We start from the raw sequence: 20,264 nt of genomic DNA, 5'->3' as shown, positions 1-20,264 counted from the left end.
GCGCTCCCTCTCCCGCTTGCGGGAGAGGGTTGGGGAGAGGGTGTCTCAACGGAGAGACTCCCAATGTGGCGAGAGCCCCCACCCGGCGCTTCGCGCCGACCTCCCCCGCAAGCGGGAGAGGTTGCACCGAGCCCGTGGGTTCATCTCACTAAACAAGGGCACCCTTACGGATTTTGCGGCGTCAGCACCAGCGGCGGCTTCGGCTTGGGCTTGGCGGGCGGCGGGCCCGGGGCGGGCCTCACGTCGATGGCCGGCGGCAAGGGCGCGACCTGTTGGCTGGCAAGCGGCGGGCTTGGCGCTGCGGGCGCGGCTTGCGGAGCCTTCGGCAGCGGCGCGGCTTTCGGCTTTGGCGGCGCGCGGCGCGGATCCTGGCCCGGCAGCGGCACGTTAACCGGCGCCTGCTCGGGCGCTGCATCCGGAGACACCAGCGTCGGCAGCGCCGCGGTTGCCGGCGGCGGCTCGCCGCGCTCGATGGCGTCGAGCCGGCGCGTCTCGCGGTCGATCGTGCGCACCGCCAGCCACGACGACAGCGGCGCAAGATCGATCGTGCGATTGAGCCTGTCGGGAGGGCCCGCCGCGAACAGCTGGATCTCCGGCGGGGCGCCGGAGAGGCCGGTCATGATCGGCGTCAGGCTGGCGCGGATGTCGGCCTGGTCGGCGGGAATGTCGTAGCCACCGGAGACGATGGCGCGGGCGTTCTTCGCTTCCAGCGGCGTCGCGCCGACGCGCAAGCGTCCGTCGCGGATCGTGAACGGGATCTGCGCCGAGGCCACCGCGATCGGCGCGGCGGCAAGCGCGGGCTCGACGAGCTGGCGCAGGCGGTTGTCGTCGGCGACCTGGCCACCGTCGCTGGCGCGGATCGCGATCTCGAAGGCGCGCGGATTGAGGCCGCCGATTTCCGCGGAGTCCAGCGTCACCGTGCCGTTGCCGGCGAGCGCACCGGTGAGCGCCGCGACGCTGCGGCCCTGGCTGGTCAGCGCCATCTGCACCGTGGCGCGACCCTTCGGCAGCGCGAGATCGCGATAGCGCAGCGTCGCCGCATCGACATTTCTGAGATCGATGCGCGCGTTCAGCGCAAGACCATTCGCGCCGTTGCGTGCGTCGAAGCTCGCCGACATCTCGCCGCCACTGAGGCCGCCCTTCAGTGCATCGAGCGCGAGCGACTGGCCGTCGCTTCGCAGCGTGCCGCCGAACGGGCGCAGCTCGATGCCACCGGGCAACATCCCGCGCAGCGCCTGGAAAGCGATGCGGCCGCGCCAGCCGTCCAACAACCCCGCACTCAGCGGCTCGCCGGACTCATGCCCGGCGGCGCCGATCGCCATCGCGAGCGCGGGCGCCAGATCGAGCGTATCGAGGCCGACTTCGCCGTCGACGCTCCTTTCCTGATCGAGCGTCACCGCAAGATGACCGCGCAAATGCGAGCCGGCCGCATTGCCATCGAGATCGTCGAAGGTCAGGCGGTTGCCGGAGATCGTGAGGCGGGAGGACAGGCTGACGGCCTGCATCGATTTGTCGGCCGGGCCGGTCCCGAACAGCGGCGCCAGATTAGCGTTGCGCACGCGCAGATTCACGCTGGCTTTCGGCTCCGACAATTCGACGCTGCCCTGCGCATCGGCGTCCAGCCCGCCGCCGCTGAGCTTGGCGTTCAATTGCAGCGGCCGCCGCCATGCACCGGTCAGCTTGCCTTCGAATTGCGAAGCGCCCTGGCCTGCGGCCACCACGCGATCGAGCCCGAGCAGCGCCAGCAGCGCGCCGGCCTGCGGCGTCGATACCTTCGAGTCCAGCGTGAAGTCGCTGTCGCGCAATTTGTCGATGTCGATGCCGTTGATCGCCGCCACCGGCGTCTGCGCGGACAGCGTCGCGGTGGCCTTGAGCTGCGGCGCGTCGAGATCGAGCACGGCGCGGGCATTGCTGCGATCGGCATGCTCGGCATTCCTGTCGAGGCTGAGATCGAGCTTGAGGCGGGTCGCGCCTGGCAATGTCGGCATGGCATCGAAACGCGCGCGCGCCGCAGGCGCAAACGGCTCGATCAGCGCGGTGAGCTCGCGCAGCGAATTGGCCGACGATTTCAGCGCGAGCTTGCCGGTGGCTTTGGTGCGGTCGAAGCTGCCGCTCGCCTCCGTGGTCACGCCGCTGGCCTGGCCGAAGCGCAGCTGCTCCAGCGACAGCGATGCCGGGCCGTAACCGAGCTTTGCCCCGAATGGCCGCAGCTCCTGGCCGGCGGAGATGGCGCGGCCGATGTCGAGCGAGAGCTTTGCCTCTTCCGGCCATTCGCCTTGGGGCCCCGCAAGCGCGCGCACGAAGCTCGCGGCGGCATCGAGGTCGAGCCGGTCGGCCTTCAGCTCGGCGTCGATCCGCGAGCCCTTGCTCGCGCCTGTTTGCACGAAGGCGATGCGGCCCTCGACGGCGCCGCCTTCGATGTCGGCCTTCAGCCTGTCGATGGCGAGATGGTTGGCGGCGATGGTCACGTTGCCGGCAAGGCGCAGCGGCCGCGTGCTGCGGCGGTTGATCTCGCTGCGGCCCTGCAGCCAGGCCACCAGCGCGTCAGGATCGGAGGATTCGACGCTGAGACGACCGCTGAAACTGTCGGCGCCGGGAGCTGCGCCGTTGAGCGAGAGCTGCGTCATGCCAGGCGCGCGCAGCTCGAGCCGCTGGAAGGTCCAGGATCGTCCATCGGTCTGAAGCTCGGCCGCGATGTTCTGCAGCGGGCGGCCGCCGAGCATGATCTGGTCGGAGTTGAACTCGATCTGCGCCGGGATTGGCGCCTGCGGAATTGCAGCTAACCCCGCGCGCAGCGCCGGCAGGATGCGGAGCGGCTCGGCATCGTCCTTGCCCGCGAGCTTGTCGGCATCGACCTGGCGCGCCGACAGCACCGCGCGCAGCAGCGGCGAGGCACCGAGCCTGAGGTCGCCGACGCCGCCGAGCTTCAGCGCATTGTCTTCAGCGCCAAAGCTCGCGTCGATCTGCTCGAACTTCGCACCGGCTGGATCCGCCCTAAGCTTGGTCGTGAGCTTCCACGGCGTCGGACCCGCCTCGCCCGCCTTCTTGACCGCCGGCACGGCCAGCGTCAGCGCACCGTCGAATTTCGGCAGGCGGTTGTCGAAGGCGAGCACGCCCTCGAGATCGGCGAGGATGGCGCGCTCGCCGGGATCGATGTTGAGGTGGAGACGGGTGGCGTTGCCGTCGGCGCTCGGGCCGGAGGAGACGCGGAACGGATAGCGCACCCCGGCGGCCGTGAATCTTCCGTCGCCGCGCACCGAGCCCGCGAGTGAGCGGACGTCGCCGGAGAAGGCGATGTCGTTCAGCTCCAGCGTCGAGCGGCTGGCGGCATCGTGGAGCGCAATGCGGCCGGTGAGATTCAGCCGCTCGATGGCGAGAGACGCCAGATTGAAGGTGCCGCTCGCGGTGGAGGGCAAATCGACCCGCCCCCGGGCATCGAGGCCGAGGTCGACCGCCATGCCGCCCACCGAAAGCTCGGTGGCGCGCCATTCGCCGCGCATCAAGGAGCCCAGGCTGAACTCGACGTCGAGCTTGTCGGCGCGCAGGCGGCCGAGATCGTTGTTGCCGCCGAAGGTGACCTGGCGCAGCCGCAGCGTCGGCGCCGGCAACAGCCGCGCGTCGAGCTCGCCCGCGACCCGCACCGGTACGCCGATGATCTTGCCAGCCTCCGCCTCGAACTGGGGCCTGAACTGGTTCCAGTCGACGTAGTAAGGCCCGATCAGCGCGGCCAGCAGCGCAATAATGAAGGCAATCGCCAATCCGAGCAGCGTCGTCTGCACGGGTCTCCCCTCGGCCAAACCGGAATCCGGACCAAACCCTGGCCTAAGTGGACTTCAGGCGTGCCGGAACAGCCCCTTATATAGGGGGAAGTGTGGCGAAGTCACAGCGACTGTTGCGCGCGGAGGTTAACGCCGGCGCGCCTCACCAGCTCGCCGGCAGCCGCTTCAGGCCGCGCAGCACGAAGGTCGGCCGCCATTCCGGGTTTTCGACGTCGTCGATGCGCAAATGGGGCAGCCGCCGCAGCAGCGTGGCAATGGCAATCTCGGCCTCGATGCGCGCCAATTGGGCACCCAGGCAGAAATGGATGCCGCCGCCGAACGACAGCGGTTTCACGTTCTGGCGGGTGACATCGAGCCGGTCCGGCCGATCAGGATAGACCGCGGGATCGCGGTTGGCCGAGCCGAGCAGGCACAGCACGGTCTCGCCCTTGGGGATCCTCTTGCCGCCGAGATCCTCGATCTCCTCCAGCGCGACGCGTCCGGTCATCTGCACCGAGGAATCGTAGCGCAAAAATTCCTCGATCGCGCCTGCCATCAGCTCCGGACGCGCCTTGAGCAGCGCAAGCTGGTCCGGATTGCGGTGGAGCGCGAGCAGGCCGTTGCCGATCAGGTTCACCGTGGTCTCGTGGCCGGCGCCGAACAAGAGGATGATGTTGGCGGTCAGCTCCTCGTTGGTGAGCTTGTTGCCGTCCTCCTCGGCCTGCACCAGCTGAGTGGTGAGATCGTCCCCGGGATTTTTGCGGCGCAGCTCGAACAGCTGCTGGAAATACATCTGCGCCATCAGGTTGCCCTCGTTGCCCTTCCTGACTTCCTCGGCAGTGAGGGGCACGGGGTCGAGCAGCCGCCCGCCGTCACGCGAGCTCTTGTAGAAGACCTCGCGATGGTCCTCGGGGATGCCGAGCATCTCGCAGATGATGGTCACGGGCAGGCGGAAGGCGAAATCCTCGATCAGGTCCATGTGGCCGCGGTCGATCACCGCATCGATGGCCTGGTCGACGATCTCCTGGATGCGCGGCCGCATGTCCTCGACGCGGCGGGCGGTGAAGGCCTTCACGACGAGGCCGCGCAGGCGGGTGTGGTCGGGCGGATCGGCCTGCAGCATCCAATGGCTCATGCTGCGGAACACCGGCTCGTCCATGATGGCGGCGCTATATCGGCGCTTGGAGCGCTCGACGAAATCCTTGCCGAAGCGCTTGTCGCGCATCACGAGGCTGACGTCGGCGTGGCGACTGGTGACGAACTGGCCGAACGGCGTCACGTGGATCGGATCGTTCGTGCGCAGCCGTTCATAGTGCGGATAGGGATCGCGGATGAAGTCCGGCGACAGCGGGTTGAACAGCGGTCCGCCGGCGCCTTGCACGTGCTCGTTCATGGTGACCTCAATCGGTTGCCGATGACACGAATACGCCGATCGCAGCCCCACTGCCCGGCGTAACCATCCCTGAAATATCAACTCGATACATTGTTGTATCGAGTTGCATTCTGCCCTAACCTCGTCCGATGTCAAGGGTGAGAACCAGGCCGACCAGGGACGATACGCGCGACAAATTGTTCGAGGCGGCCGCGCGCGTGTTCGAGCAGGACGGCATCGGCGGCGCCAGCATCGAGGCGATCGCGGCGGCGGCAGGCTTCACCCGCGGCGCATTCTATTCCAACTTCAAGAGCAAGGACGAGCTGATCATCGCCATGCTCGAGGACCATGTCGAGCAGTCGATCCGGCGCAACCTCGACATCCTCGCCCAGCACGACAATCTCGACGACTTCATCGCGGCGTTGAAAGCGATGGACCGCACGCGGCAGGATCCCCTCGCCCGCTCGCCGCTCCTGCACATGGAGATGATCTTGTTCGTCGCGCGCGCCGAGAAGCGCCGCCCCGAGCTCGCCAAACGCCTGCGCGCGCGGCGCAAGCTTGTTGCCGACATCGTCGAGGCCACGTTGAAGAGCAAGGCGAGCGGCGGCAATCTGAACCCGCCCTGGATTGCCTCCGTCGTGCTCGCGCTCGAAGACGGCTTTCGCCTGCACCGGCTGATCGATCCCGAGACGACGCCGGCGGATAGCTTCTTGCGCGCGATCACGGATTTGCGGCGGAGGACGGGGCTGGCGTCGGATGAGGGGGCGTCTTCATAGAGCGCGGCGGGCCGGAGCAAACGAGTTGCGAGATTTGCCGCAGGATCGGACAAGGCACGTCCGCTTTGGGAAAGAAGCTCGATCGGCCCTGCGCCACAAACGAGCCTCATCGTTCGAACCCAGGGTTTCGTCCTGCCTCAGTTCCCTAGCGGCGCTGCCACGCCGACGTCTGTTGTCGATGCCCTGAAGGCGGTTGCCGGGCTTCCGCCAAAGGCACGGGCGAGCTTTTCCTGGGGCCAATGCGTTCGCGGCACCTACACCCCATCGCATCAGGCCAAGGAGATCACCAAATCCCGCAGCTTCACCAAGCCGTCCCGGGTGCTGGCGCGATTTTCGGCGGACGGCTGCACCCCGGATGCGGTGGTCACTGACAGGTGCTCGCTGCGGGGCTTCAGCTTCCGGCTCGGCAGCGAGGGGCAGCGCTCCGCGATATTCACCCAGAGCGCGCCGGTTCATTTCGCCAGAACACTCGACCAGATGCTGGCATTCCTCCAGGCGCGCATGCCGGGACCGGACGGCAAGCAGGACATGGCGCAGGTCGGGGCATTCTCCGCCGCCAATCCCGAAACGCTGCATCAGGCAAGCTACCTTGCCGTGCATCCGCCGCCCGCAAGCCTTACGTGCACGACCTATTGGGGCGTGCACGCCTTTCCCGCGACGAACGCAAAGGGCGAGACACGGTTCATCAAATTCAAGGTCGCGCCGGTCGGCGAGGAAGGCAGGCCGCCCGAGGATGCGGCAACAGCCGAGTCCACCGGCTTTCTGCGCGGCGAGCTCGAAGCCCGGATCAGGGCACGCGATGTCAGGTTCAGCGTGATTGCGCTGCTGGACCAGCCCGGCGACCCCGTCATGGATGTGACCGAGCGTTGGCCCGATGAGGATGCGCGCGAAGCGGTACGCCTCGGAACGATCGTGATCACGGGCACAGAATCAAACGAGGCGTGCGACGGGTCGGCGTTCAATCCGGCCAATCTGGCCGAAGGCATCGGCCACCCGCCGGACGAGATGTTTGCAGCGCGTCGCGCCGCCTATGCCATCTCTCAGGCAAGGCGCCGCTGAGCGGAAGGCGTCTTGAGCCCGATCACGTTTCGCTTTCCGGCACGCCCTGCGCCTCGCGGCGCCACATTCCGGGGCTGATGCCGACCACGGAGCAAAATACCCGGGTGAAGTGGCTTTGATTGGCAAACCCGGCCGATATCGCAATCTCCGCCAGCGACAGGTCGCGCACCGTCATCAATTGCTTGGCCGTGTCCACGCGCTGGCGCAACAGCCATTGGTGCGGCGGCAGGCCGGTGGAGACGCGAAATGCACGGGAAAAATGACTGACGGAGAGATCGAATTCAGCTGCGATCTTGTCCAGTGAAAGCTTTCCGCGGAGATCGGATTCCAGCCTTTCGCAAGCCCGCTTGACCTGCCAAGGGGCAAGGCCGCCGCGCGCTGGCTCGGCGGCGGACCGCAATCCGCCGTAGGTCGTCGCAACATGTGCGGCGAGCGCAAGCATCATGTGGTCGATGAAGAGCTGGTTGGCCTCATCAGGCTGGCGCAACGCCGCCAGGAACGACGCGCCGAGATGGCGGATTGTCATATCGTCATGGCCGACGCCGGGCTGATAGGCAAGTTCGCCGATCCGCGGCGCGCCGCCTTGCCTCGCCATGTCGTCCAGCACTGAACGGGGCAGATAGAACAACAGGGAATGGAAAGGCTTGTCGATCACGTAGCGCGGATCGCGTTTCAGGTCGTACAGGTATGTCGCGCCGGCTTGGATATCGCTCTTGATTACGCAGCGGCCGCGCTCCCAGCACTCGCACTCGGCGAAATCGCGAAATTTCAGGCCAACGAGATAGGCGTCCTCCGAGGGCATCGAATCGGAAAGACGCGGCATGGGATGGTCATCCCGGGTTTCGGTGACGGCGAGCTCGGCGCTGCGCAGCGAACGCGTGGCCAACGTTGGCGGCGCATCTTTCAGATGCAGAAACCGTTCGACCTTCTGCGCGAAGGCAGCTGCCTGTGTCATGGCGGGAATCTCGGGCGTGGATCTCGTGTGAGAGGAGACTTGGGAGCGCGGCGCCATCGCCAAATCACGCCCGATTATCCGACATCGCCAAGCGACGGTCCAGACCAGCGCGTCGGAGCGACAGCCGTATGTCGGCCCGCCGCATTTATTGCCTCAGACCGCCTTTCACGAGCAATTTCAACGGGTTTTGATTCCTCTCGCGCAATCCCGGTTCAGTGCCTCGGTAAGCGCATCGCCGGCCCATCGTGCGTTTGTGAAAGCGCGCGCCGGCTTGGAGCAGGATCGGACAAAGCATCACCGCTTCAGGAAATACGCGGAACCTTCGCAGCGCATAGAACACGCCCCCACCCGTACAAATACGGACAACTGATCGAAAGCTTGAGCTGATCAGGAGGAGCCACCCAATGACCGGGAGCACTGCACTCATGCGCAATCCCTCGCACAAGGGCTTGCCACCCGCGCCGGGCTCACAGCCGGACGATCGCTCGAATTCCGAGCGACGCGCCGAGGCGGAGATGGCGCGCGTGCTCGGGACCGAACCACTTCGCATGGCATTGGAGTCCTCCGGTGCCGGGATCGCCCATTGGCAACATGATCCGTTGCACGACGTCGTCGAGTCCATGAGCCATCACGTGATCATGGCCTACAACGGCGTGATGCAACGCATGGAGCGGCGGACGGGAAAATCGGTTGCGATCGGTACGTTTCGTCGCGGGGTCGTGATCATCATTCCGGAAGGATCAAGCTCCCGATGGGACATCCCGAAGCCCGTCGATGTGGTTCAACTGTATCTTCCTGATGCAACGTTGAAGCGCGTTGCTCGCGAAGCCGAGATCACGGGAACGGACGACCTGCTGGAGCGGACGGCGCATCCTGACCCCATTACGTCTCGGCTGCTCCTAAGCGCGGCAGATACGCTGGGAGGCAACGAAGCCCTGGATGCGCTGTTCCGGCATCAACTGACAGACCTTCTGGCCACGCGCCTGCTGGTTGCGCACACAGGTTCGCCAACCACGCTCCAGCCGACCATGGGCGGGCTGTCGCCGAAGATCCTGCTCCGTGCGATCGAACGGTTGCGCTCGGACAGCGATGCGGACGTCTCGCTCGATGCGCTGGCTTCCGATGCCGGACTATCACGCTTTCACTTCTGCCGCGCCTTCAAGGAAAGCACCGGGCTTTCCCCGCACTCGTGGCTGCGCCAACACCGGCTCGAGCAGGCCATGAGCATGCTGCGCGACAGCGACGAAGCGGTCGTCTCGATCGCCGCGGCGCTGGGTTATTCGTCGCAGACGGCGTTCGCAGCAGCCTTCAGGAAGCTGACCGGCGAGACGCCGAGCGACTGGCGCAGGCGGCACGCGCGCTAACGAGCCCCGCCGATCCGGTCCGTCCCTCGGCAGGTTGTCAGCGACGACACTGAACCGCGCGATCCTAACGCCTGCGGTCCGAAGTCGAGACGGACCTCTCACTCGCCACGCTGGCGTCGGATGCCGGCCTGTCGCGCTTCCATTTCTGCCGCGCGTTCAAGAAAAGCACCGGACTTTCGTCGCGTGCCTGGCTGCGCCGGCACCGGCTCAAGCACGCCATGAAGATGCTGCGCGACTCCGACGATTCGATGGTCTCGATCGCAGCTGCGCTTGGCTATTCCTCGCAAACGGCGTTCGCAGTCGCCTTCAAAAAGCTGACCGGCGAGAGCCCGAGCGACTGGCGCAGGCACAAGCGTTAGCAGCAATCGCGATGCAACCACGGCAATCGCTCTGGCGCAGCGGCAGATTCGATCCGCTAGACCATCACCATGCCCAGACCAATCGACGGAGACCGAAGATGACCTGGAAAAACTTCATCAGCCGGCGGGTGATCGCTTCGCGCCGCCGAGGCCTTGCAACCGCAACCTTGTACGGACTCTCGCTGGCCGTTCGCTTCACGTCGGCGACGGGCGAGCAGGTCGAGATTCCGACGCAAGCCATGCATCCGACCTACCCGCTGGTGTCCATCATGACCCGGGATGGCTCCGGTCTTCCCTACCAGGACTGGGGGCCGAGGACGACCCAGCCGGTCGTCTTTCGTCAAGGTTGGTTACGCCAAGGCTCGTCGCACCAAGGCTGGCCATCGAGTTCGCCGCTGTCGCGCTGCGCCGCGCCTTAACGCCGGCGATTCACTTCAACCCTTCGTGCCGTCACCGGACGCTGCCTCAAGCGGAGCAGCGACGGCGCGCGCACGGACTTTCGAAACGCAGAGATCGAAACGCAGAGATCAAGGAGTAAACTCATGCGACTAGTCATCATCGGCGCCGGCTTCGCCGGCATGTACGCCGCCCTTTCCGCAGCCCGCCTGCGCGAGATCCAGGGCATCTTGCCAGACCAGCTCGAGATCGCACTGGTTGCCCCCGAGCCGACGCTCGTGGTTCGCCCGCGGCTCTATGAACGAAAGCCCGAGACCCTGACGGCGCCCTTGCTCGACGTGCTCGAGGCCATCGATGTTACCTATGTGCAGGGCATTGCAGAGACGGTCGACACCAGTTCCAGCATGGTGAAGATCGCCACGGCGAAGGGCACGAAGAAGACCCTCTCCTACGACCGCCTCGTCGTGACCACCGGCAGCCGACTGTTTCGCCCCAACATTCCGGGCCTTGCCGAGCACGGCTTCAGCGTCGATTCGCTCGCGGATGCGATCACGCTGGACAAGCATCTGCAAGGCCTCGGCAAGCGGCCCGCCACGAACGGGCGCGACACGGTCGTCGTCGCCGGCGGCGGCTTCACCGGCATCGAGGCGGCCACCGAAATGCCGGCGCGGCTTCGCGAAATCCTCGGCACGAGCGCAAAGACTCGCGTCATCATCGTCGAGCGCAACAATGCGATCGCGCCCGACATGGGCGCAGGCCCCCGCCCGGTCATCGAGGAAGCCCTACGCAAGGTCGGCGTGGAGACACGGATCGGCGCTGGCGTCGCCTCGCTCGATCAATCCGGCGTCACGCTATCGAGTGGCGAGCACATCGAAACCGAGACCGTGATCTGGGCGGCGGGCATTCGCGCCGCGCCGTTGACGACGCAGATTCCCGCCGAGCGCGACAGTTTCGGCCGGTTGCTTGTCGACCGCTGCCTGCGGGTGACAGGCGTTCAGGGCGTCTTCGCGGCCGGCGATGCGGCGCGTGCGGCCTGCGACGACGAGGGCAATTACGCGCTGATGTCGTGCCAGCACGCCACGCGGATGGGCGCCTTCGCCGGCAATAATGCCGCGGCCGAACTGCTCGGTCTCGCGACAAGACCTTACCACCAGAAAACCTACGTCACCTGTCTCGACCTCGGCGAAGCCGGCGCGCTGTTCACGCGCGGCTGGGAGCGCAATGTCGAGATGGTCGGCGACGTCGCCAAGAAGACGAAGCGAGAGATCAACACCGTCTGGATCTACCCGCCGCGCGCCGAGCGCGCCGCCGCGCTCGCGTCAGCCGATCCGGAACGCGTGACTGATCTCTAGACGCCCACCTGATGAGGGCCGCGCTCCCTGCGGGCGCGGCCCGCTGCAACCCTTCAACAATCCCCATGCGAACAGAGGAGTCTTCAAGATGAATCAGATGATCTCTCACGCTCAGAAGGAGACGAGCATGAACGTGCACGACGCCACACACTTCGACAGAGCGCGGTCCGACGAACTGGTTCCGTCGCGTTATGCGCTCCGCGTCGGCGAGATCGACGTGCTTGTCGTCAGCGATGGCGTGCTGACACCGCCCGCGGAGTCGATGGCCACCAACGCCGACCCCGCTGCCCGAGGGGCCTGGCTGGACGACAGGTTCCTGTCGCGGGACGCGTTCGATTGGGCGCTGAACGAGGTCGTGGTGCGCAGCGGCGACCAGACCATCCTCATCGACAGCGGGCTCGGTGTGGAGTACCCGGACTTTCCGCGCGCCGGGCAGCTGGGCTCGCGACTCGATGCTGCCGGCATCGATCTTGGATCGGTGACCGACGTGGTGCTGACCCACATGCACTTCGACCATGTTGGCGGACTGCTCGTCGACGGGGTGAAGGAGCGGCTGCGTCCGGACCTGCGGATTCACGTGGCTGCGGCCGAGGTCAAGTTCTGGGGAGCGCCCGATTTCTCCCGCACCGCCATGCCGCCGGCGCTCGCCGACCTGGCTCGGCGAGCATCCAGGCAATTCCTGGACGAATACCGCAACCAGCTGCGCATTTTCGAGGAGCAGCACGAGGTGGCGCCGGGCGTGGTCGTCAGTCGCACCGGCGGTCACACGCCCGGGCACAGCGTGGTCCGCCTGGCGTCAGGCGGCGACCGGCTGATGTTCGCCGGCGATGCCATATTCCCGGTCTCGTTCGACCACCCCGAATGGCACAACGGCTTCGAGCACGATCCCGAGGAAGCTACCCGCGTCAGGATCCGGCTCATGCGCGAGCTGGCAGAGACGGGCGCGTGGCTGGTCGCCACGCACATGCCGTTCCCGTCCATCGGACGGGTCGCGGCCGCAGGCGACCTGTTTCGTTGGGTACCGACCTGGTGGGACTACTGACCGCGTGTTGGACACCTCATCAGCATTGGCCGCACTGCCCACCGAAGACACGCGGTCTCTTACAGAACTGCGTCAAGACAGAACGAAGGAGCTTTCAAGATGAACCAGACGATCCGTAACACTGAGGAGACGAACATGAACCTGCACAACACCACACGCCCCGGCGCGCCGGGGCCCCAAGAGCTGGTTCCTTCGCGCTACGCGCTGAAGATCGGCGAGATCGACGTGATGGTAATCAGCGACGGCGTACTGACGCTGCCAGGCGCGATGCTGGCCCACAACGCCGACCCGGCCGTCCGCGCGGCGTGGCTGAAGGACATGTTTCTGCCGCCGGATGCGTTCGATTGGGCGCTGAACGTGGTGGTGGTGCGTAGCGGCGACCGGACCATCCTCGTCGACGCCGGACTGGGATCCGACCCGGACTTGCACCTGCCGCGAGCCGGCCAGTTGAGCAAGCGACTGGAAGCCGCCGGTATCGATCTTGAGTCCGTGACCGACGTGGTGCTGACGCACATGCACATGGACCACATTGGCGGGCTGCTCGTCGACGAGGTGAAGGAGCGGCTGCGCCCGGACCTGCGCATCCATGTGGCAGCTGCCGAGGTCGCGTTCTGGGAGGCGCCCGATTTCTCCCACGTCTCGATGCCGCCGGGATTCCCGGACGCGCTTCGCGCGACCGCCAAGCGCTTCGCGAAAGAATACCACAACCAGCTGCGTACCTTCGAGGACGAGCATGAGGTCGCGCCGGGAGTGGTGGTCACGCGCACCGGCGGCCACACCCCCGGGCACAGCGTGGTCCGCCTGGCATCCGGCGGCGATCGGCTGACATTCGCCGGCGACGCCGTGTTCACTGTCGGGTTCGACCACCCCGACTGGCACAATGGCTTCGAGCACGATCCCGAAGAGGCGGCCCGCGTCCGGGTCCGTCTTCTGCGGGAGTTGGCAGCGAACGGAGAGCTCCTCGTCGCCACTCACATGCCGTTCCCGTCGATCGGCCGGGTGGCGGTCGACGGCGACCACTTTCGCTGGGTGCCGGCTTTCTGGGACTACTGACCGCTCGTCGGGTTAGAGCCGAACCGGGGTGCGTACTCACGACGTGAGTGAGTTTGCACCCTGCTTTCGAACCTGTCCCTAAGCCGACCGCCTCACGGCGTCGCTGCCTGCCGGCCCAACATCCAGCCGCGCCCGCATCGCCTTCGCCTGCTCGGCGCAGTGCTCGATCAGCCAGCGTTCGAACGCGACGGGGGGAAGTGCGGGGGCATAGAGGAAGCCTTGCACGACGTCGCAGCCGAGCTCGGCCAGGGTCTTGCGCTGGCCTTCGGTCTCGACACCCTCGGCGACGACGGTCATGCCGAGGCCCTGACCGACGCGCACCACGGCGCTGGCGATTGCGAGCGCGCCCGCGTCACGCTCGATGTCGCGCATAAAACTGCGGTCGATCTTCAATTCGCGGATCGGCAGACGCGCGAGACGGCTGAGGCTGGAATAGCCGGTGCCGAAATCGTCCACGGAGAGCCCGACGCCGAGCTCGCGGATCGCGTTCATGGTCTCGAGCGCGGCGACGCCGTCCTGCATGAACACACCTTCGGTGATCTCCAGCATCAAGGCGTTCGCCGGCAGATCGTATTCCGCGAGGATGTCCTTGAGCCGCGCCGCCAGCGTGACGTTGCGGAAATTGATCGGCGACAGGTTGACCGACACGCTGGGGATGTTGAGCCCGGCGCGGCGCCAGCTCGCCATCTGCCGGCAGGCCTCGCGTACCGACCACAGGCCGATCTGCTCGATCAGGCCGCACTCCTCGGCGAGCGGGATGAACTTTGCTGGCGAGACGTCGCCGAGCACGGCATCACGCCAGCGCGACAGCGCCTCGACGCCGTGGATGGCGCCGTCGCAGCTGCGGATCTGCGGCTGGTAGCTGAGAGTCAGCGCGCCTTCGGCGATGGCACGGCGGAGCGCCGCAATCAGCGCCAGCCGCTGCTCGGTGAGCCCGTTCATCTCGGCGCTGAAGATACGATAGGTCGAGCGGCCCGCCTGCTTGGCCATGTACATGGCGGCATCGGCCTGCTGCATCAGGGTGTCGATGTCGGTAGCATGGTCGGGATAGAGGCTGATGCCGATGCTGGCCGACATCGGCATCAGCTTCGATCCAAGCTTCAAGGGTGCAGCCAGCGCCTCCGTGATGCCGGCCGCGACGCGCGCGGCGCTCTCGGCGTTGCGTTGCGGCAGCAGGATGACGAACTCGTCGCCACCGAGCCGTCCCAGCATGTCGTCGGGGCCGATCTGCTCGCGCAGGCGCTGGGCGAGCTGGATCAGGAGCTCATCGCCGGCGGCGTGACCGAGCGTGTCATTGACGTCCTTGAAATGATCGACGTCGAGAAAAGCGAGTGCGACGTGGCTGCCGGTCGGGCAGGCATCGATCGCGGTGGTGATCAGGTTCCGCAGCTGCGCGCGGTTCGGCAGGCCGGTGAGGATGTCGTGATAGGCCAGCCGCGCGATCTCGGCGCGTGCTTCCTTGCGCTCGATCGCGAAGGCGCCGAGATTGACGCAGGCCTCGACGATGCGCCGGTGCCAATTGCTCGGCGCGCGCGGTTCTCGATAGTAGAAGGCGAAGGTCGCGATGACCCGGCCGTCCTTGGCCTTGACCGGGGTCGACCAGCAGGCGCGCAGCCCGATCGCGAGCGGCATGGCCTTGTAGGGCTGCCAGCGCGGATCGGTCTCCAGATCGGTCGCCAGCACCGGTTCGCCGTAGAAGGCGGCGGTGCCGCAGGAGCCGACGTCGGGGCCGATGGCCACGCCGTCCAGCGCGCGGGAATAATCATCGGGCAGGCTCGGGCCGCCGAGCGGATGGATCAGGCCCGCGGCATCGACGTGAAGCAGCGAGCAGACCACGTGGGGCGCGATCTCCTCGACGCGACGGCACAGCCTGTCGGCGATCTCGACGATCGGCACCTCGTCGGCGAGCGCGCCCATGATGAGCTGCTGCAGCGAGCGCAGCTGCTTGGTCTCGGTGATATCCTCGAGCAGCGCGAAGATGTGCTTGACCCGGCCCTTCGTGTCGCGGAAGACATCGATCCGGGCGCAGACCCAGATCTCCTCGCCGTCCTTGTCGTAGGCCAGCACCTCGGCCTCGCCGCGGCGACCGCCATGCATCAGGCGCTTGATGAGCTTCGCGATCGCCTTGCGATCGGTGTGCCGGCCGGCAATCAGCTCGCCTGCGCGGCGACCCTCGGCCTCCGCGTTGGTGTAGCCGAACAGCGTCGTGAAGGCGGAATTGACGTAGACGATGTTCTGCTCGGTGTCGCTGATGATCACCGCCCGGTTGGTCTGGTCGGAGACGGCGTGGAGAAGCCCGATCCTGACGCGGCGCTCGGCTTCGATGGTGACGTCGCGCGCAAACACGATGTAATGGTTGGCGCCGCCGATTTTCACGGAAGACAGCGCGATAGCCGCCCTGATGCGGCTGCCGTCACGGCGCACGAGACTGATCTCGTCCCGGAGATCGGCCACCGGATCGGCCTGAAGGCCCTTGAGGGCGAGAATTTCGGCATCGCGACCGAGCACGTCGGTGCGTGCCAACTTCCAGATGCGCTCCGCCGCGGCGTTGAAATGGGTGATGCGATGGGCGTCATCGACGATGACGACGCCATCGTCGGCGCGTTCGAGCGCGGCTCGCGCTACGTCCGGAATTTCAGTGAGACAATCGAAGGCGGACATCGTTTGACCCGGCGATATCGGGAAAATACGGCAAGCGGTCCGACGCTAACGCTCCGATGGTGTCCAAGACGTTTTTGTCGCGCCATCGCCCCGCGCCAAGAAGCGGCATGCTTAACGATCCGCGAAAACGGCGACGGTATGTTGATGCGTGCGGAACCTAATCCACGCCGGTTCCCGTCTGAAGCTTGTGCAACCGGCCGGCGACGGCCCGCACCTTCCCCGGCGCGGCCTGCCAGATCGAGAGCGCCGACAAGGCGCTCACGATCATCGCGATGGCGAAGGCGAGCGTGTAGTCGCCGGTGCGATCGTAGAGGAAGCCGGTCACCCACGGTCCGGCCGCACCGCCGGCCAACGCCGCCAGCATGATCGTGCCGAAGATGCTGCCCTGGTGCTTGCCCTGGAAAATCTCGAACACCACCGCGCCCATGATCGAGGTGAGGCCGTAACCGAGCGCGCCTTGCGTGAACACCATCACGTAGACCAGCCATAGCGACGGCTGGAACTTCAGCGCCATCAGCGCCGCAAAGCAGATCACAAAGCCGGCACAACTGATGGCCCACACCCATTCCCGCCCGATCCGGTCGGAGACATGGCCGAGCAGGATCTGGCCGGGAATGCCGAGTAGGCTGACGATGCCGAGCGCCCACACCGCGACACCGGGACTGAAGCCGATGTCGAGCAGGAATTTGGTCTGGTGCACCTGCACCGCGTACCAGATGTACAGGCCGCAGAAATAGCCGAGTGCGATCCACCAGAACCGCGCGGTCGCGACGGCACGCTTCAGCGTCCAGTCGGTCCCGACCCAGACGGGATCGACGACGTTGGAGATCGGTTCGGCCGCGCCCGCGGCCGAGACGGCATCGCCGTCCGGCTCGAGGCCGATGTCCTGCGGGCGCTTGTGCAGCAGCAGATTGACCGGCGCCAGCACGACCAGGATGAGCAGGCCCATCGCGGTGCAGGCAGTGCGCCAGCCGGTCTGCTCGATCATGTGCTGCACCCAGGGCAGCAACGTCACCGAGCCGATGCCGACGCCGGCGAAAGCGATGCCGATGGCGAAGCCGCGCTTGCGGATGAACCAGTTCGGCAGGAACAGCGACTGGCCGGAATAGCCAAGACACACCGAGCCGGCGCCGACCATGACGCCGATGGTGACATAGAGATGCCAGGGCGCGCTGGTAAGCGGCGCAAGCAGCAATCCGCCGCCCATCAGCACGACGCCGAGCTCCATCACCGCGCGCGGCCCGGCGCGGTCCATCAGGCGGCCGATCAGCGGGCTGACCACGCCCGACACCACGAAGCCGAAGGAGAAGGCGCCCGCGGTGACGCCGCGCTCCCAGCCGAATTCGGAGACGATGGGAGGAAAGAACAGTGAAAAGGCGGTGCGCGCGTTGACGCCAATGGCCATGGTGACGAAGGTCACGGCGACCACGACCCAGCCGTAGAAGAACGGAAGCCGCATGTTTGTATGTTTCATCCCTGGACGGTCTTTCGGACCATCTGGAGATGTCCGGGTCAAGCGCTTTTCACGCATGCCCCTTGAGCGAGATGCGTCGGGGCGATCTCAGGCGGCGTCGCGCCGTGAGGGTTTGGCCGGTGCGTCGAACAGGATCCGCTCGATCGGCTGCGGGCGGCCGAACAGATAGCCTTGCGCGAAATTGACGCCGAGCGCCTTCAGCCGCTCGTACTCCTCGCGGGTCTCGACGCCCTCGGCGGTGACCGACATGTCCAGCCCACGCGCCAGCGTCACGATCGAGGAAATGATGGCGGAGCTGCGCGGCTGCTGGGTGAGGTTGCGGATGAACGACTTGTCGATCTTGATCTTGTCGAACGGGAACGCCGTCAGATAGCTGAGCGAGGAATAGCCGGTGCCGAAATCGTCGAGCGCGAGCTCGACGCCGAGCTGCTTCAGCCGCTGCATGAAGGCGTGGTTCTCGCCGCCGCGCTCCAGCAGCACGGATTCCGTGATCTCGATCTCCAGCCGCTGGGGCGGCAGGCCGGAATCGGCGAGCGCCGCGCAGATCACCTCGAACAGCCGGGCCTCCTTGAACTGGATCGGCGACAAATTGACGGCGACCGCGAGATCCGATGGCCAGCCGGCCGCATCCGCGCAGGCGCGCCGCAGCACGAATTCGCCGAGCGGCACGATCAGCCCGGTCTCCTCCGCAAGCGAAATGAACTGGTCCGGAGGGATCAGGCCGCGTGTCGGATGCCGCCAGCGCACCAGCGCCTCGAAGCCGCGCCGTGCGCCGCTGAGGGCGTCGACGAACGGCTGGTAGTGCACCTCCAGCTGGCACCGCGCGATGGCATCGCGCAGATCCCCCTCCAGCGTGTTGCGGGCCTCCAGCTCGGCCGACATCGCCTCGTCGTAGATGGTGAAGCAGTTGCGGCCTGCCGATTTCGAACGATAGAGCGCAAGGTCGGCCTTCTTCAGCAATTGCTCCTGATCGCTGCCGTGATCCGGCGCGATGGCGATGCCGATGCTGGTGCCGATCTCGACGCGATGACCCGGCAGCAGGAACGGTTCGGTCAAGAGCTTGGCGATCCGCGCCGCCAGCTCGGTCGAGCAGGCGCGCTGATCCTCGCCGGCTTCCTGGATGATGGCGAACTCGTCGCCGCCGAGCCGCGCCAGCACGTCGTTGGCGCGCACGGCGGATTTCAGCCGCTGCGCCACCTGGCGCAGCAATGCATCGCCGGCGCCGTGACCGAGGGAGTCGTTGACGTTCTTGAAGCGGTCGAGGTCGAGCATCAGGATCGAGAACGGCAGGCCCCGCACGCTCAGCTGGCTGTTCATCTCATCGAGCCGGGTGAGGAAGAAGGCGCGGTTCGGCAGTCCGGTCAGGATGTCGGTCTGGGCGAGCTCGAGCACTCGCCGGTTGGCCAGCGACAGCCGCCGCGAATTGCGGCTCGCGAGCATGAGATAGGTCGACAGCGACAGCGTCAGCAGCAAGCCGACGATCAGCACGGCGCCGGCGCGATCGTAAGTCGTCTCCAGCGGGCCGCCCGCGGTTGGAACCGCCCGCACCTGCCAATCGGTATCGCCGATCTTGAGAGTGCCCGACCAGTGCAGCGCCCGCGCGACGTCCCGCATCGACTGCGGCGCCGTGGCCGCCGAGGAATAATCCGGAAGCATCTGCTCCAGGCTGACGATCTGCGCCGTGAAGGGTGGGTAGACATTCATGCTGACCGCCGGGCTTGCCCCGGTCGTGACGCGAATGGCCTGGATCAGCAGCGGCAGATCGAAGACGCCGACCACGAAGCCGGCCAGATTGCGGCGCCGGTCCGCAACCGTCTCGCGCGACGTTCCCTTGGCGTAGACGGGAATGGCAACGAGGACGTCAGGCAGCCGGCCCCCCTCCTTCGGCTCGAACAGGCGCGTGCGAATGGCCGCGACCTTGTCGCTGTCGCGCGCCCGCTCCAGCACCGAGCGGCGCTCCGGAACGGTGGCGTAATCCATGCCGTAGACCGGCGAGGTCTTCGGCTGGGTCGAGTAGAACACCGGAAAGTACTCGTCGCTCTGCGGCGCCGTCGCAAAGCCCGCGCTCTGGAGCGACTTGATGCGATAGCCGGACACGCCGTCCGCGATCGCCGCGGCCTCGTATTCGGCGCGCTCCTTGCGGTTGACGCGCGGCAGCCAGGCAATGCGCAGCATGCCGGGATGGCGCTCGAACAGGCGGGCGCTGAAGGTCTCGAACTCGCTGCGGGTGACCTCGTCGTTGGTCGATTCGAACAGCGTGCGCAGCGCGACGAGCCTGGAGATGTATTCGCCCATGCCGTTCTGCACGACGATCGCTTCGGTTTCGGCCGCGTTCTCGAACTCAATCCTGTTGACGCGATCCTCCCACCGCGCCACGGCGGCCGCGCCCACGACCGAAAACAGAAGACCGACGCCGACCGCGACGAGCGCAGGGCGGTACAGCCCGAGCAGCGGCGCGGCACGCCACCATCCGGTCATACGCCTCCGATCCTGATCGTTCTGATCGCGATCGCCCATCTTGAAGCCGCCGTCCCCCTGTCCCCGACGAACCGAACCTCTGGTTGAGGTGCCGGCGCCGCTATCGGAACAAGACCGCGGTTAAGAACTGCACAATTTCGGAACCCCTCCATTCCGCAACGCGTG

At 66.4% G+C, this 20,264-nt stretch carries 13 protein-coding genes and 1 pseudogene; 8 read left to right on the top strand and 6 right to left on the bottom strand.

The window, feature by feature from the left end; translation table 11 throughout:
- Positions 1–164 precede the first annotated feature (164 nt).
- Both RAD10_RS13160 and RAD10_RS13155 read right to left on the bottom strand, forming a co-directional pair.
- Complete coding sequence (locus RAD10_RS13160; RefSeq protein ID WP_461617813.1) at positions 165–3,779, bottom strand: AsmA family protein; 3,615 nt, start codon at positions 3,777–3,779, stop codon at positions 165–167.
- 142 nt (positions 3,780–3,921) lie between these two features.
- Positions 3,922–5,151: a cytochrome P450 gene (locus tag RAD10_RS13155; RefSeq protein WP_461617812.1), complete on the bottom strand. Its 1,230-nt coding sequence runs from the start codon at positions 5,149–5,151 to the stop codon at positions 3,922–3,924.
- A 128-nt stretch (positions 5,152–5,279) separates the two neighbouring features.
- Here RAD10_RS13155 and RAD10_RS13150 point away from each other — a divergent pair, with 128 nt between their 5' ends.
- Both RAD10_RS13150 and RAD10_RS13145 read left to right on the top strand, forming a co-directional pair.
- Positions 5,280–5,906 carry a TetR/AcrR family transcriptional regulator gene (locus tag RAD10_RS13150; RefSeq protein ID WP_461617811.1) on the top strand — a complete coding sequence of 209 codons (627 nt, stop codon included), beginning with the start codon at positions 5,280–5,282 and terminating at the stop codon, positions 5,904–5,906.
- A 132-nt stretch (positions 5,907–6,038) separates the two neighbouring features.
- A complete protein-coding gene (locus RAD10_RS13145; RefSeq protein ID WP_461617902.1) occupies positions 6,039–6,965 on the top strand; it encodes a catalase in 927 nt (308 codons plus the stop codon).
- 22 nt (positions 6,966–6,987) lie between these two features.
- Here RAD10_RS13145 and RAD10_RS13140 read toward each other — a convergent pair whose 3' ends face one another.
- Entirely contained in the window at positions 6,988–7,920 is a 933-nt protein-coding gene (locus tag RAD10_RS13140) for a helix-turn-helix domain-containing protein (RefSeq protein ID WP_461617901.1), read from the bottom strand.
- Positions 7,921–8,324: 404 nt separating this feature from the next.
- On the opposite strand from RAD10_RS13140, the gene RAD10_RS13135 reads away from it, so the two are divergent.
- From RAD10_RS13135 to RAD10_RS13110, 6 genes and pseudogenes are all read left to right on the top strand, one after another.
- A complete protein-coding gene (locus tag RAD10_RS13135; RefSeq protein WP_461617810.1) occupies positions 8,325–9,284 on the top strand; it encodes a helix-turn-helix transcriptional regulator in 960 nt (319 codons plus the stop codon).
- A gap of 28 nt (positions 9,285–9,312) precedes the next feature.
- Positions 9,313–9,643, top strand: a pseudogene (locus RAD10_RS13130) (helix-turn-helix transcriptional regulator); the annotation flags it as partial.
- A gap of 98 nt (positions 9,644–9,741) precedes the next feature.
- Positions 9,742–10,062, top strand: coding sequence for a hypothetical protein (locus RAD10_RS13125; protein WP_461617809.1), 321 nt, complete (start codon positions 9,742–9,744; stop codon positions 10,060–10,062).
- Between the two features lie 123 nt (positions 10,063–10,185).
- Positions 10,186–11,391, top strand: coding sequence for an NAD(P)/FAD-dependent oxidoreductase (locus RAD10_RS13120; RefSeq protein WP_461617808.1), 1,206 nt, complete (start codon positions 10,186–10,188; stop codon positions 11,389–11,391).
- A gap of 88 nt (positions 11,392–11,479) precedes the next feature.
- Entirely contained in the window at positions 11,480–12,433 is a 954-nt protein-coding gene (locus tag RAD10_RS13115) for an MBL fold metallo-hydrolase (RefSeq protein WP_461617807.1), read from the top strand.
- A 99-nt stretch (positions 12,434–12,532) separates the two neighbouring features.
- On the top strand, positions 12,533–13,486 hold the full coding sequence (locus tag RAD10_RS13110) for an MBL fold metallo-hydrolase (protein ID WP_461617806.1): 954 nt from the start codon (positions 12,533–12,535) through the stop codon (positions 13,484–13,486).
- Between the two features lie 78 nt (positions 13,487–13,564).
- Here RAD10_RS13110 and RAD10_RS13105 read toward each other — a convergent pair whose 3' ends face one another.
- The 3 genes from RAD10_RS13105 to RAD10_RS13095 form a co-directional block, all read right to left on the bottom strand.
- A complete protein-coding gene (locus RAD10_RS13105; protein WP_461617805.1) occupies positions 13,565–16,147 on the bottom strand; it encodes an EAL domain-containing protein in 2,583 nt (860 codons plus the stop codon).
- Between the two features lie 157 nt (positions 16,148–16,304).
- Positions 16,305–17,606, bottom strand: coding sequence for an MFS transporter (locus RAD10_RS13100; RefSeq protein ID WP_461617900.1), 1,302 nt, complete (start codon positions 17,604–17,606; stop codon positions 16,305–16,307).
- A gap of 102 nt (positions 17,607–17,708) precedes the next feature.
- Complete coding sequence (locus RAD10_RS13095) at positions 17,709–20,099, bottom strand: bifunctional diguanylate cyclase/phosphodiesterase (RefSeq protein ID WP_461617804.1); 2,391 nt, start codon at positions 20,097–20,099, stop codon at positions 17,709–17,711.
- Positions 20,100–20,264 lie beyond the last annotated feature (165 nt).

The sequence above is a fragment of the Bradyrhizobium sp. 23AC genome, assembly GCF_054863025.1.
The sequence above is the reverse complement of the archived record's forward strand: the minus strand, read 5'-3'. Positions and strand labels throughout refer to the sequence as shown.